This window comes from Lentibacillus populi, assembly GCA_014642895.1.
GTDB lineage: Bacteria > Bacillota > Bacilli > Bacillales > Amphibacillaceae > Lentibacillus_C > Lentibacillus_C populi.
The window spans coordinates 1-12,811 of record BMJD01000070.1 but is presented as its reverse complement, the minus strand read 5'-3'; the positions used below and the strand labels follow the sequence as shown (position 1 = coordinate 12,811).

Genomic DNA, 12,811 nt, shown 5'->3' with positions numbered 1-12,811 from the left:
AAAAATTGAATGATGAAGGGTCTAGCTTTGTATTGGCTTTTCTCGATAAGTGTTTTCATACAAAAGTATATAAATTTAGGCTCTATTCTGCTCTCGGTAGGGTAAGCCACGTCCGGCTCCAGCGCTAAAGCTGTAGTGGACTTCCCTCACCTCCGTACGATAAGTCAACATCGGTTCGGGTAGGAAGGTAGGCCGACTAAGAACGGGCTTTGCGCCCAACGTCGGCATACCCCTTTTGCTAGGGGCATGTTTCCTTTATCTCCTACGTAGGAATGTTCGGTTAAAACCGCCGCTTTGCGCGGCAACACCGAACCACCCTGCTTGGCAGGGCGCAGTCCATACGTCGCTAAACGGGCGCTTGCGCCTTTGTTCTCTTTTTGTATCCTTTTATAAAACAAATCGAGGCCAAAGATTTTTCCTTGACCTCGAATAACTTATTCATTTTCTTCAGTTGTTTCCTTGCTCTCCATTTGTACACCAACAACGTGAATATTTATTTCGGCGATTTCCAGTGCTGTCATATTTTTCACCGTTTGCCTGATATTGGTTTGCAGCTTCTGTGCGACCTCTGGAATAGAGACACCAAAATTCAAAACAACATACAAATCAATTAATATCCCAGCATCGGTTAATTCAACCTTTACACCTTTCCCGTGTGATTTTTTCCCAAAACGTTCCACAACACCTGATGCAAAGTTACCACGCATCGATGACAAACCTTCGACCTCGGATGCGGCAATACCGGTAATGACTTCAATTACTTCTGGAGCAATTTCAACTTTACCAAGGCCCGTATCGTCGCTAACGTCTAACAATGGTTGTTCACTCAAAGTGATTCACTCCTCTTCTTTTGGCAGGGCGCAACCCATACGTCGCTAAACGGGTGCTTCCGCCTTTGTTCATTCTTCAATCGGATGTTCTTCCAGAAACTTGGTATTAAAATCGCCTGCTGCAAAAACATCATGATCCATAATGATCCGGTGAAATGGAATGGTTGAATGGATCCCTTCAATGACGAATTCATCCAATGCCCGTTTCATACGCTGAATTGCCGCTTCCCTCGTTGGTCCGTACGCAATCAATTTAGCGATCATCGAATCGTAGTATGGCGGTATCGAATAATCGGGGTAGGCGGCTGAATCGACACGCACTCCAAACCCGCCAGGTGGTAGATACATCTCAATTTTACCTGGTGATGGCATAAAGTTTTTAAAAGGATTCTCAGCATTGATTCGGCATTCCATTGCCCAGCCGTCAAATTCAATTTCCTCTTGTGTGAAAGATAAAGGTTCATTATTCGCTATTTTAATTTGTTCTTTAATCAAATCGATTCCGGTTACCATTTCTGTAACAGGATGTTCAACTTGGATCCGGGTGTTCATTTCCATAAAGTAAAAGTCCTTACTTGTGCGATCAAAAATAAATTCAATTGTTCCAGCGCCAACATAATCAACAGCCTTTGCAGCCTTCACGGCAGCATCACCCATCTTCTTCCTGATTTCTGGTGTCAAAGCTGGTGACGGCGATTCCTCAACCAGTTTCTGTAATCTCCGCTGAATGGTGCAATCCCGTTCACCGAGATGAACAACATTGCCATGCTGATCGGCTAAAACTTGAATTTCTACATGCCGGAAGTCTTCGATGAATTTTTCAATATAGACGCCGGGGTTGCCAAAGGAAGTTTCCGCCTCTTTTTGCGTAATGCGAATCCCTTTAATCAGGTCTTCCTCATTTTTGGCAGCGCGGATCCCCTTTCCGCCTCCACCAGCAGTAGCTTTAATAATTACCGGATACCCGATTTCCCGGGCAACTTCAATTGCTTCCTCTTCACTTTCAATAATGCCTTCTGATCCGGGAACAATTGGGACATTCGCTTGTTTCATCGTTTCTCTTGCAACATCTTTTATTCCCATTTTTTGAATTGCAGCAGGCGTTGGCCCAACAAACGTTACGTTGCATGCCTTGCAAATTTCGGCAAAGTCGTCATTCTCTGCTAAAAACCCGTACCCCGGATGGATCGCATCCACTTTTGTTAAGATAGCGACACTCATGATATTGGTGAAATTAAGATAGCTGTCCTTACTTAATTTCGGGCCAATACAGTAAGCTTCATCAGCCAATTTGACATGCAGCGCCTCTTTATCTGCTTCCGAATAGACGGCAACTGTTTCAATATCCATTTCTTTACATGCTCGAATAATTCGAACCGCAATTTCCCCTCTGTTAGCAATCAACAGTTTTTTAATCATATGTTTTTAGTCCCCTTATTTAGTCTTCACTCTAAATAGTGGTTGGCCATATTCAACCAATTCACCATCTTCCACTAATATTTCCACGATTTCCCCATTAACCTCTGCCTCAATCTCATTGAATAATTTCATGGCTTCTACAATACAGACAACGGTGTCCTTTTGAACGGCGCTCCCTTTTTGCACGTATGGATCAGCTTCAGGAGAAGAAGCAGTATAAAGAGTACCGACCATTGGCGATTCAATTTCGTAATCATAATCAACGGTGGTCTGTTCCCTTCCTTCTCCTTTTGGCGTTTCCAAAGGTTTTTCCGGTTCCTTTTTCACCTGTTTTGGTTCAGGCGTTGTAATCTCAGGCTTTTCGACCGGATTTACCGCTTGCTTAACCGGTCCGACCTCTATTTCTCCAACAGCTTTTTTCATTGAAACAGTCGTTCCCTCTGTTTCATAGGTGAATTCATCAATGGATGATTGATCAATAAGTTCAATTAAGTCACGGATTTCCTGTACTTTTAACATTTTCTGGCACCCCTTCACATATATACAAAATTATTAACAGGTACTAATAACTTCTCTTAAACATTTTACGATAAAGACCTGAAAAACATCAACTATTATATCAGGTAGCAACTGCTAAATATAGTGACACCTTACACTTTTTTCTATGATTTACCCCTATGCAAAGCGTTTTCACAGTTAATTATAGCAATGATAGCATTATATTGCGAATGGGAAAAATAAAACTCCTATCCATAAAAGATAAGAGTTAAAAATCTTCCTATTTTCAACCTTCTACTGGCTGCCAATTTACAGTTACAGGTATTTCGCCAAATTCATCACGAACCATTTGCATAATGTTCAATACTTCCTGATTCGGTAATTTCTCATTAACTTTTACATTTACGTGAACTTTATTCTGATCGCTATCATCAAAGCGGACGAGCACATCCTGGTAATCCGCAGAAGCAAGGATCGTATCCTCGACCATCGTTTCTTTTGATGATCGCTGCTCGATTGCATCAATATCATCATATGCCTGATTTTTTTCCGATGTACTGGCAGTACTGGATGCGACAATTTCTTCTAACCGGGATTTCTCCTTGCTGCGCTGTTCTTGTATTTCCAGACGAAGGGAAGCAAACAACTGATCTTCGCCTATATTGGTCGTCTCATCCACCTTTGCGTCGTCACTCCCCGGCTGGTCCGCTGTTGCTGTTTCATCTGCTTTATCTTCCTTCCCGTTTTCCAGAAATGCAAGTTCATCCGTATCTGGAGAAGTCATGTAATAGACACTTAGTACAATCATCAGACTTAACATTGTTAAAAGCCATACCGTTTGTTTTTTCAGCATGTTACATCCTCCTTAATTTTTTGGCATTACTGACACTTTATGGATCGGTACATCAAGCACTCTTGCAACTGAATCCGTCACCCATTTTTTCACTGCGGCATTGTCTACTCCTTTTGCAACGATAAACACACCTCGCACTTCTGGTTTTTTTGTTTGGATTAACAGTGGAACCTCTTTATCTCCCTGTCTGACTAAAACAACCTCTGTTTCCTTCGTATCATCCTGAATTTCCCTTGTTCCACCATTTTTATCCGATTCGTCTGTTGTTTGCTGACCAGTAATCAGGTTTTTTTCATAAACCTTTACCTTTGTTGAATCAAGATTTACCATCACTTCTGTCTCGGATACACCCTGAATCTTATCCAGCATTAGCTTCAGATCCTTTTCGTAATTTGCTTCCAATTCACCAACATTTGAAGTGGTGGATTCTTTTTTGGAAAAAGTGCTTTTTGTTTCCGTAGCAGGCTGATTCGGTTTCATCGCATCCTGTTGCCCTTCTTCAGGTGATGTAGAAAATACGTTACTTATAATGACTAAGAGCAGTCCCAGTAAACCAATGACGATTAAATATTTTATTTTTTTGGATGGATTTTTTACGTTGCTGGTTGTATTTTTGTCACTGAAGAAGTTTTTTAGTTTTTCGATCAAGGTGACCCTCCTTCCCATACAATTGTTAATTTGTCGTCATTGATCTCCCATACATCCTGTAACAAATTTTTGATTCCCTGCACATCTTGTTCATCTTCATTTACTACTGGGTCATCGGTATTAATTTCGATACGATCAACTGTGCTCACTGCTCCCTCCTCTTCTTCCATCTGACCAAGATATACAATGACTTCCTCCAGATCTTCGTATGTAGGTTCTTCTTCTGTTGTGAGCTGAAAGTTTATATCAAGAATCTTCGCTTGATAGTCTTCTGCCAGCTTGTCTTTTGCAAGATCTTTTAGTTGGACAGCCATTTCTTCTAAAATATATGCACTTTGGGTAGCTTGTATTTCTCTTTTTTGCATTTCGATGGAATTTTCCATTGATCCTTCAGCCGATTCTTCCTTCGTAAGCTTGGAAAACGAGGCTTCCAGTGCTTGTTCTACATTCATATCAAATAAAGAAAAAACCGGTTTTAAAAATATTAATATTAATATAAGCCCAACAACCAATTTAATATATTTTTTCATTACAGTAGCCGGGATAATCAGATCAATAATCATGGCTACAATCAGGAAGACTACTATTTGTGTCACCCATTCTACGAGCAAATCCACTAGACCACCCCTAGCGCAGCAATAAGGTAATATTACTGGCGACTACTAATATGACAATCGCCAAAAAAAACATTAATGTGACAGCCAAAAGTGCTGCTAAAATATAAAAAATATGTTTGCTGATCACGTTTAAACTCGTAATAACAGGCCCGTCAGCTATTGGCTGCAAAACCGCTGCAGCTATTTTATAGATAAACGCAATCGCAAATATCTTGATTGCCGGAAATAATGCCAGAAACACAACAATGACCAATCCGACAATCCCGACCGCATTTTTTAATAGCAATGAAGCACTCAAAATAGTATCGGCCGCATCGGTAAACGTTCGTCCAACAATCGGGATAAAATTTCCTGTAATAAACTTGGCTGTTTTCATTGCGACACCGTCCTGGATTGCACTCGCTGCACCCTGTACCGACATGACGCCAAGGAAAATCGTTAAAAATACCCCAAGGACCCCGAGTGCAACCGACTTGAATAAATTAGCCAAATGTGTCACTTTATAACGGTCATTCAAGCTGCTGACGATCATTAACAAAGCAGATAAAAAAATAAGCGGCAAAATAAATTTCGAGACGAGTACCCCGCTCACATAGATCAAAAAAACGATAATCGGATGAAAAAAGGAAACAGAAACGACATTACCAAAGGTAGCCATCAACCCAAGAACGAGCGGCAATAATGCAATAAGAAAATCACTCATCGAATCAATCGCGTCTTTCGTATAAGAAAATGCCAAGTAAAAGCTATTTAGTGCCAGATAAAGCAGAACCAAGTAAACAATAAAATAGGCTATTTTACTGACAGTATTACGTTCGAATGCCGTTTGGACCATTTGCAGCAGCACGGAAAATAAGGTAAGCATGAGCAGCAGCCCAAGCAGTTTTCCATTCAGGATGATTTCATAGAACAAATATTTTACAATCCCTGACAAAATATTTTTCATGGAGAAAGAGCCGTTATCTTTAATAAATTCATACAAACTCGTTTTTTCCAGCTCCGGTATATAACCACTATAATCACTGACAAGCTTGTCCCAATATTGCTGGATTCCATCCAATTCGATTTCCTCGAGAATATTGGCTTCCAATCCATTTGTATCAGTTGCAGCAGCAAAAACAGATCTTCCACTGAAACTGGTTAAAATTAACAGAATAACCAGAACGACAATGCTTCGATTAGCTAGTTTCATTCATCCATATATACTCCTTTATCAACTATTACGAGGCCGGGAGAAAATTCAATATTGCCTCAATAACGGCTGTGATAATCGGGATTGCCAACAGTAAAATAAAGACCTTCCCGGCGAGTTCAATTTTTGCCGCAACAGACCCAAGCCCCGCGTCTTTTGTAATATTGGCACCAAGCTCTGCGATATAGGCGATACCGATAATTTTCAGGATCGTCTCCATATACATGCCATCGATATTTGCTTTTGCACCCAAAGACTCAAGTAGTGAAAAAATAACGCCTATTTGTTTGATAATGGCCAAAAAAATTATGATTCCCGTTATTAAAATGAGAAAGAAAGCGAATGATGTGTTCAAATCTTTTAGAATGATATATAAAATACTTGTAACAATACCAAATGCAACAATCTGTATGATATCCATGTACCATTACCCCTGGAACAGGAATACAGACTTGATCTGCTGAAACAGATCTGCCAGGCCATTAATAACAATGATCAAAACAAGAATAAACCCAACCACTGTTGCAAGATGAGCAATATCTTCTTTCCCCATTTGTTTCATGATCGTATGGATGATTGCCACGATTATGCCAATCCCGGCAATTTGAAATAATACGGTTGCATCATTCAGCATGGAAGTACCCCTTTCTTACCTTAAGGAAAATTCTGTAGATGTGCTCCATGGATGACCGATTCATTAGAAAAATAACAGGACAATAAATAATCCGCTTAAAACTCCTAAACTTTTGGCCATTTTGCTGTATCGATATTGATTATCTCTCGCTTCCTCCAATTCCCGGTCGAGATGACTGACAGTAAGTTGGATTTGTTTTTGCTGCTGTGTAAAATCATGCTGCCCCAATGTTTGCCCAAATTGATTTAAAATTTCCTTTTCAATAGGACCTAAACTGGATTGCTGCATTAATGTATTTACATGCTGCTCCCATAAAAGACTTAATTCGATACCATCTTTTTTCATTTCCTCACTTAACGCATGAAAAAAGGATTTCATCGGTTCAGGTATTTGTTTGGCGATTATCATAAAGGCTTCTTGTAATGGCAGCTGACTATACAGGATTTCTGCTTCCAAAATCTGCAATGCATTTTTCAACTGCCTGATATGCCTTGGACGATCGTTTAGTCGTTTACTGATTTCGAATCCGATCCATGTTGTCATACTTACTAAAAGAAGTGCCCCAACCCACTTCATACGGAGTCACCTCGGATTTCCTGCAGATATTTTCTTCTTTCTGATTATAGATTTTGTTAATCTGACCAGGTCTTTTCCATTTATCCAAAACAACGATCCGGTCGAAAACGTGTTGCTGAAATAACGCTTGTAAAGAAGGTCGTTTTTTTAATTCATCCAATGTTTGTCCGTGAATGGTACAAATTATTGTCACGCCAGCATGAATTGCCTCCATCATTGCTTGTACATCCTGAACACTGCCAATTTCATCGACAACCAGCACATCCGGTGACATGGAACGGATCATCATCATCATGCCTTCTGCTTTCGGACAAGCATCCATCACATCGGTCCGAAAACCCAGATTGTGCTGTGGCACACCTTTTAGGGAAGCACCAATTTCCGACCGTTCATCAATAACGGCAACTTTACTAGCCGGTACATTCCCCCATCCTGAGGCAATCAGACGTGTCAGATCACGAATTATCGTTGTTTTTCCTGTTTGCGGTGCCCCAACAAGTAATGTGTTAAAATACGTATTTTCATACAGAAACGGCAGAAGAACAGATGCTGCTCCAATTTTTTCTTTTGCTATCCGGATATTCATAAAGGCGATATGCTGAATTGCTTTTACAGAACCATTCAACGTATTTACCTTTCCAGCAAGCCCCACCCGATGTCCGCCTTCAATGGTGACGTAGCCTTCACGCAGTTCGTCCTCCAGCCGGTATAAGGAAAATTGGCTTATTTGATTCAGAACATGCATGCCATCCTTTTGACTAGGCTTAGCCCCGGCAATCCATTCTGTCTGGTCATCAAAAACAAGCTCAATTGGCTGCTCCAGCCGGAAACGAATTTCCTGCAATGCACCCCATTTCCTCCCTACTTTGGCTTGTACCTTTTTTCGAATAAATTCCGGAAATAGACGTAAAATTTCTTCCATAGCATGTCCTCACCTTGTAATAGCTTTATTTTAAATGTATGTCTGTGAAGTTGAATTATGACTTGGAAATCAATTACATGGAAAGACAAAAAAATGAGGGAGAGACCCTTGTTTGGTCTCTCCCTCATGCGGAAAGTCTCTTATGCTCGTGAAACATATTTGCCGTCGGCTGTATTAATCACTAAAACATCCCCGGTATTAATGAAGAAGGGGACTTGTACACTAAGGCCAGTTTCTAATGTGGCGGGTTTTGAACCGCCACTAGCTGTATCCCCTTTAATCCCTGGCTCCGTTTCTGTTACCGTTAATTCAACGTTATTGGGCAGATCTACACCGAGAATCTCCCCTTCGTACGTAATCACCGAAACCTCCATATTTTCTTTCATAAATTTTAGTTCATGTTCAATTTGACTTGTCTGTATTTCAATTTGCTCATATGTGTTTGTATCCATAAATGCATGTGTATCACCGGATGCATATAAATATTGCATTTTCCGGTTTTCAATATGTGCTTTATTTACTTTTTCACCGCCGCGGAATGTTTTTTCCTGGATATTGCCGTTTCTAAGGTTACGCAATTTAGAACGAACAAATGCAGCACCCTTACCCGGCTTTACATGCTGAAACTCGAGAACTTGCCAAATATCATTATCTACTTCAATGGTTAATCCTGTTTTGAAATCATTAACTGAAATCATATAAAAAATTCCTCCCTAAAAAACCTGCTTATAATTGAATCAATTTCTTTTCAGCGAACGTTAACCGCTCATTACCAGTCTCGGTTACAACCACATCATCCTCAATCCGGCAACCGCCTACATTCGGTACATAAATACCTGGCTCAACCGTAACAACCATTCCCGGTTCAAGTATTGTTTCAGCGCGATAGGAGAGTGATGGCTGCTCATGCACTTCCATCCCTAGTCCATGACCGGTGGAATGTCCGAAATAATCGCCGTATCCTTGTTCTGTTATATAATCCCGAACAATTGAATCTCCCTGCTTACCAGTTATTCCAGGTTTAACACCTTCCACTCCTTTTAGCTGTGCAGTTAATACGATATCATATATTTTCATCAGCTCGTCACTAATTTCACCAACGGCAACCGTTCTAGTCGTATCGGAGCAGTATCCCTGGTATAGTGCACCATAATCCAGCGTAACCAGCTCCCCTTCTGCGATTTCCTTTTCAGAAGCTACCCCATGCGGCAATGCTCCACGATATCCAGAGGCAACAATCGTATCAAAACTGGATGATGTTGCACCTTGCTTACGCATAAAAAATTCCAGTTCATTAGCGATATCCATTTCTTTTACACCTGGTTTAATGAAGTTTTGAATATGCACAAAAGCATCGTCGACAATTTTGGCTGCCTTTTTCATGATGGTTAGCTCGCTATCGGTCTTGATTAAACGCAGTTTTTCAACTACTCCGCTGACAGGGACAAGTTCTGCATCAAATGCTTCTTGATACTGTTCATACGCCGAATATGTAACATGATCTTTTTCGAAGCCTAACCGTTTAACATGCAGTTGTCCCAATTGATCTTTTATTTCTTGTACGATTACCTGTTTGTGCTCGACAATTTTAAATTGTGTTGCCTGTTTTGTCGCCTGCTCTATGTAGCGAAAATCGGTAATGAATAGTGCATCGTTCTGCGTTATGAGGACAACACCGGCAGTACCTGTAAAACCTGTAACATACCGGCGATTTATCGGACTCCCAATCATAATGGCATCCAATTTGTTTGCTTCCAGTTCTTCTCTCAATCTCGTTAGTTTCTCCATGTCTCCATCCCTTTCTATCCGTTTTCGGGCACATGTTAATGCCTTTTTGACCACTCAACACCCGCTAGTCTGTCATTTTGATAACTCTAAAGACTTTTTTAGTTTATCATAAACCAAAACTTTTGAATAACGTTTTTTATTCTTTGGACTTGCGCTGTTCTTTTACAATCGTATCATGATAATCATATGAAATCGAATACCCGATAAAGGTTCCATAGAGAATAAATAAACATATTGTTGAAACAATCGTATCTCTATTTAGATCCGCGACCGGCGGCACATTGCCGAATATTGGTTGCAAAACATAAAAAATAATCGCCCACAGCACAACCCCAAAGCCCGCAGCAAACCACAATGAATTAGCTTTCTTAAATAATCCGTAGTAGACAAATGCAGTTAAAATGGAGAGCAGTCCCAAGAGCAGCACGGATACAATTTCACCTAGCCAGCTATTGGTCCATCCTGCCTTCAACCAGGACCGCAATACAAACGTTTTCGGTGCAACCTCAGAAAAATTAAAATAATACATGATTACCCCAAATGTACTCCAGATCAATCCCCCGATAAAACCAGTAAATAATGATCTTGGCAAAATGGACATTGGTTTATCACGCTTCGTTTGTTCCATTTTTGCTTCGTCTTTTTGTTTTGTTTCCGACACGATAACCACCTCCAACTTTATTATCACCAATTGTTGTTTAAAAATAAGTCTTGCAGGTTTTTAATTAGGCGATGTGTTAGCAGCATGTAGCTAGTGATTCGCGATCTTTTTTAGTAATATGGAAGAAGGAGAAGTATCTGGTGAGTGGAAATGGATGGGATTGTTTGTTTAAATGAATCAAGTTAAGAATGCCATCTTGTGGGAAACATGAAGGAAAAAAGAATAATAGTGAATATTTCAAGGCAAAAAGGACAGAATTTATGGTAACAAGTGATATAAAACCCCTTTTTAGTGGTATATCTGTAGTAATGGGTTTATTATGATTCCCGATAAGAGGATGTTCAAAAAGTGAAAGGAGGTCACTGGTTGTGAATCGTAATATAGTTTCCGTGTTTATTTATTTAATCATTGGTCTTGCTGCCATCGGCTTGGTTTCCCAGCTATTTACCAATACGGCAAGCTTTTTCACAAGTATCTTTACGATGCTCGGTGTCGGTATAGCAGTATTTGCGGTAATCTATTTCATCTTTCTCAGAAAAAGGACCCCTTCCAGCGATATGAAAAAATATAAACAAGCGGTTAAACAATCAAAGGCAAAGTATAAAACGAAAGCGAAATCTACTAAACAGATGCACTCGCAGCCATTGCCCATAAAGAAAAAAGCAACAAAACGTGCTTCCCATTTACGTGTAATTGACGGAAATAAGCATAAACGAAAAAACCGGGCTTCTTTTTAAATGAGCTCGGTTTTTTGTAATAGGTAAGAAAGTATAAGAATCCAGGCTCTATTCCGCTCATGTCTGGGGGCCACGTCCGGCTCCAGCGCACAGCGGTTAGTATGCAACACCCGCCTCCCTCCATTATATCTGAATAGCTTCGTACGATAAGTCAACATCGCCTCGGGTAAGAAGGAAGGCCGACTAAAAGCGGACTTTGCGTCCAACTCACGTCTACCCCTTTTTTAGTGGCATGTTTCCTTTATCTCCTACGGTAGGAATGTTCGGTTAAAACCGCTGCTTTGCGCGGCAACACCGAACCACCCTGCTTGGCAGGGCGCAGCATATACACCGCTAACCGGGCGCTTACGCCTTTGTTCTACCATAAATCATCTGGGCCAGTTCTGCAAAAACTGATCGGCACTATTTTTTCCGGTTGCTATTAACCTGTTTTTTATATCCTCATCTATAGAGAAATTGACTGATTCCACATTTTCGACTGGAATAAAAATGATATTGTTTTTTTGTGAGGTGGAAATATACCTTGCATCATGCGCCTGTTTCATCGTTGAAAAAAGCGCCTGAAACATATCGAAAGCATTTTTGATTTTGCGTGGCTGATAACCTTTCACGTCTGTACTTAATTTTACTCCTAGCACCGGACGTTTTTTCGTTTTATCTTCATTTCCAAATATCCATAACGGAAAATTGCTTAATAAGCCACCATCAACGACAATACTTTTATGCTTTGTCTTTCCGGGCAGTTTTTTTGGCATAAAAAAGTATGGAAAACCCGCACTCATTCTTACAGCCTTTGCTACGGGAAAGAATTTTGGATTAATACCATAAATCCGTTCCAAATCATCAGGTATAACAACAAGTTTTCCAAGTGACAGGTCGCTTGTCACAACTTTTAAATAACCCGCTTGGACATCATTAAAGGTATAAATATTTTTCTCTGCCAAACGGTCATATAACCAATTTTCCAGTTTATCCCCTTTATAAATCCCCATCTGAAAATATAAGAACAGCCACTTACTAAACGGAATATAGTTGCTGATAGCCGGCTGATCGAGAAATTTCTTCAGATCAAGATCGGTTAGTAATTCCTCCAGTTCATCCAGGCGATAATTTGCCGCTACAAATGCTGCAACAATGGCACCAGCTGAGGTACCTGCAACACGTTCCAATTTATGCTCCTGTTCAGCTATACTTTTCAATGCACCCAAAAATGCATATGCCTTTACACCACCACCAGAGAACACGCCATCAATTTTCATCGGTTCGCCCCTTATCTGGTCTTTATACATTTTTAAGCTGCTAATTGAAAATTAGAACATAATTTTTTATAACACCACTACAGAAGTAGAGTAGAAAACAGGAGTTAGATATTGCCTTCTTGTCCTCGGGTTTCAGGGTTTTCCACCTTACTAAGCCAGACTTGAGGGCAATTCCTC

At 40.3% G+C, this 12,811-nt stretch carries 16 protein-coding genes; 1 reads left to right on the top strand and 15 read right to left on the bottom strand.

Annotated elements, in window-relative coordinates; translation table 11 throughout:
- Positions 1-434 precede the first annotated feature (434 nt).
- From IEX12_RS21970 to IEX12_RS21905, 14 genes are all read right to left on the bottom strand, one after another.
- The gene (locus tag IEX12_RS21970; protein ID WP_088050597.1) at positions 435-830 is read right to left on the bottom strand and encodes an Asp23/Gls24 family envelope stress response protein; all 396 of its coding nucleotides are present in this window, start codon (positions 828-830) and stop codon (positions 435-437) included.
- A 69-nt stretch (positions 831-899) separates the two neighbouring features.
- Positions 900-2,249: an acetyl-CoA carboxylase biotin carboxylase subunit gene (accC, locus tag IEX12_RS21965; RefSeq protein ID WP_088050598.1), complete on the bottom strand. Its 1,350-nt coding sequence runs from the start codon at positions 2,247-2,249 to the stop codon at positions 900-902.
- A 15-nt stretch (positions 2,250-2,264) separates the two neighbouring features.
- The gene (accB, locus tag IEX12_RS21960; protein WP_155554405.1) at positions 2,265-2,768 is read right to left on the bottom strand and encodes an acetyl-CoA carboxylase biotin carboxyl carrier protein; all 504 of its coding nucleotides are present in this window, start codon (positions 2,766-2,768) and stop codon (positions 2,265-2,267) included.
- Positions 2,769-3,033: 265 nt separating this feature from the next.
- Positions 3,034-3,600, bottom strand: a complete 567-nt coding sequence (locus tag IEX12_RS21955) for a SpoIIIAH-like family protein (protein ID WP_155554406.1) — start codon at positions 3,598-3,600, stop codon at positions 3,034-3,036.
- Positions 3,601-3,612: 12 nt separating this feature from the next.
- Positions 3,613-4,248 carry a stage III sporulation protein AG gene (gene spoIIIAG / locus IEX12_RS21950; RefSeq protein WP_230856034.1) on the bottom strand — a complete coding sequence of 212 codons (636 nt, stop codon included), beginning with the start codon at positions 4,246-4,248 and terminating at the stop codon, positions 3,613-3,615.
- Positions 4,245-4,865: a stage III sporulation protein AF gene (gene spoIIIAF / locus IEX12_RS21945; RefSeq protein ID WP_155554408.1), complete on the bottom strand. Its 621-nt coding sequence runs from the start codon at positions 4,863-4,865 to the stop codon at positions 4,245-4,247. The genes spoIIIAG and spoIIIAF overlap by 4 nt, the downstream gene beginning before the upstream one ends.
- Positions 4,866-4,875: 10 nt before the next feature.
- On the bottom strand, positions 4,876-6,057 hold the full coding sequence (gene spoIIIAE, locus IEX12_RS21940) for a stage III sporulation protein AE (protein ID WP_088050603.1): 1,182 nt from the start codon (positions 6,055-6,057) through the stop codon (positions 4,876-4,878).
- A 28-nt stretch (positions 6,058-6,085) separates the two neighbouring features.
- The gene (gene spoIIIAD / locus IEX12_RS21935) at positions 6,086-6,478 is read right to left on the bottom strand and encodes a stage III sporulation protein AD (RefSeq protein WP_088050604.1); all 393 of its coding nucleotides are present in this window, start codon (positions 6,476-6,478) and stop codon (positions 6,086-6,088) included.
- A 6-nt stretch (positions 6,479-6,484) separates the two neighbouring features.
- The gene (gene spoIIIAC / locus IEX12_RS21930; RefSeq protein WP_088050605.1) at positions 6,485-6,691 is read right to left on the bottom strand and encodes a stage III sporulation protein AC; all 207 of its coding nucleotides are present in this window, start codon (positions 6,689-6,691) and stop codon (positions 6,485-6,487) included.
- Positions 6,692-6,754: 63 nt separating this feature from the next.
- Positions 6,755-7,267 (bottom strand): stage III sporulation protein SpoIIIAB, encoded by a 513-nt coding sequence (spoIIIAB, locus tag IEX12_RS21925; RefSeq protein ID WP_088050606.1) that lies wholly within the window; start codon positions 7,265-7,267, stop codon positions 6,755-6,757.
- Positions 7,203-8,189 (bottom strand): stage III sporulation protein AA, encoded by a 987-nt coding sequence (spoIIIAA, locus tag IEX12_RS21920; protein ID WP_102415105.1) that lies wholly within the window; start codon positions 8,187-8,189, stop codon positions 7,203-7,205. The genes spoIIIAB and spoIIIAA overlap by 65 nt, the downstream gene beginning before the upstream one ends.
- Before the next feature lie 140 nt (positions 8,190-8,329).
- A complete protein-coding gene (gene efp, locus IEX12_RS21915) occupies positions 8,330-8,887 on the bottom strand; it encodes an elongation factor P (RefSeq protein WP_188725902.1) in 558 nt (185 codons plus the stop codon).
- A 28-nt stretch (positions 8,888-8,915) separates the two neighbouring features.
- Positions 8,916-9,977 (bottom strand): M24 family metallopeptidase, encoded by a 1,062-nt coding sequence (locus tag IEX12_RS21910; protein ID WP_088051009.1) that lies wholly within the window; start codon positions 9,975-9,977, stop codon positions 8,916-8,918.
- A 136-nt stretch (positions 9,978-10,113) separates the two neighbouring features.
- Complete coding sequence (locus tag IEX12_RS21905; protein ID WP_230856035.1) at positions 10,114-10,638, bottom strand: YqhR family membrane protein; 525 nt, start codon at positions 10,636-10,638, stop codon at positions 10,114-10,116.
- Positions 10,639-11,006: 368 nt separating this feature from the next.
- On the opposite strand from IEX12_RS21905, the gene IEX12_RS21900 reads away from it, so the two are divergent.
- A complete protein-coding gene (locus IEX12_RS21900; RefSeq protein WP_188725901.1) occupies positions 11,007-11,375 on the top strand; it encodes an SA1362 family protein in 369 nt (122 codons plus the stop codon).
- Positions 11,376-11,743: 368 nt separating this feature from the next.
- Here the strand turns inward: IEX12_RS21900 and IEX12_RS21895 are convergent, their stop codons facing one another.
- The gene (locus IEX12_RS21895) at positions 11,744-12,634 is read right to left on the bottom strand and encodes a patatin-like phospholipase family protein (protein WP_102415102.1); all 891 of its coding nucleotides are present in this window, start codon (positions 12,632-12,634) and stop codon (positions 11,744-11,746) included.
- Positions 12,635-12,811: the final 177 nt, after the last annotated feature.

Bases quoted from the DNA above. Each gene is read 5' to 3' on its own strand.
- efp (WP_188725902.1), bottom strand. From the start codon at position 8,887: ATGATTTCAGTTAATGATTTCAAAACAGGATTAACCATTGAAGTAGAT.
- spoIIIAD (WP_088050604.1), bottom strand. From the start codon at position 6,478: ATGGATATCATACAGATTGTTGCATTTGGTATTGTTACAAGTATTTTA.
- IEX12_RS21955 (WP_155554406.1), bottom strand. From the start codon at position 3,600: ATGCTGAAAAAACAAACGGTATGGCTTTTAACAATGTTAAGTCTGATG.
- spoIIIAB (WP_088050606.1), bottom strand. From the start codon at position 7,267: ATGAAGTGGGTTGGGGCACTTCTTTTAGTAAGTATGACAACATGGATC.
- accB (WP_155554405.1), bottom strand. From the start codon at position 2,768: ATGTTAAAAGTACAGGAAATCCGTGACTTAATTGAACTTATTGATCAA.
- spoIIIAC (WP_088050605.1), bottom strand. From the start codon at position 6,691: ATGCTGAATGATGCAACCGTATTATTTCAAATTGCCGGGATTGGCATA.
- spoIIIAE (WP_088050603.1), bottom strand. From the start codon at position 6,057: ATGAAACTAGCTAATCGAAGCATTGTCGTTCTGGTTATTCTGTTAATT.
- spoIIIAA (WP_102415105.1), bottom strand. From the start codon at position 8,189: ATGGAAGAAATTTTACGTCTATTTCCGGAATTTATTCGAAAAAAGGTA.
- accC (WP_088050598.1), bottom strand. From the start codon at position 2,249: ATGATTAAAAAACTGTTGATTGCTAACAGAGGGGAAATTGCGGTTCGA.
- IEX12_RS21910 (WP_088051009.1), bottom strand. From the start codon at position 9,977: ATGGAGAAACTAACGAGATTGAGAGAAGAACTGGAAGCAAACAAATTG.
- IEX12_RS21895 (WP_102415102.1), bottom strand. From the start codon at position 12,634: ATGAAAATTGATGGCGTGTTCTCTGGTGGTGGTGTAAAGGCATATGCA.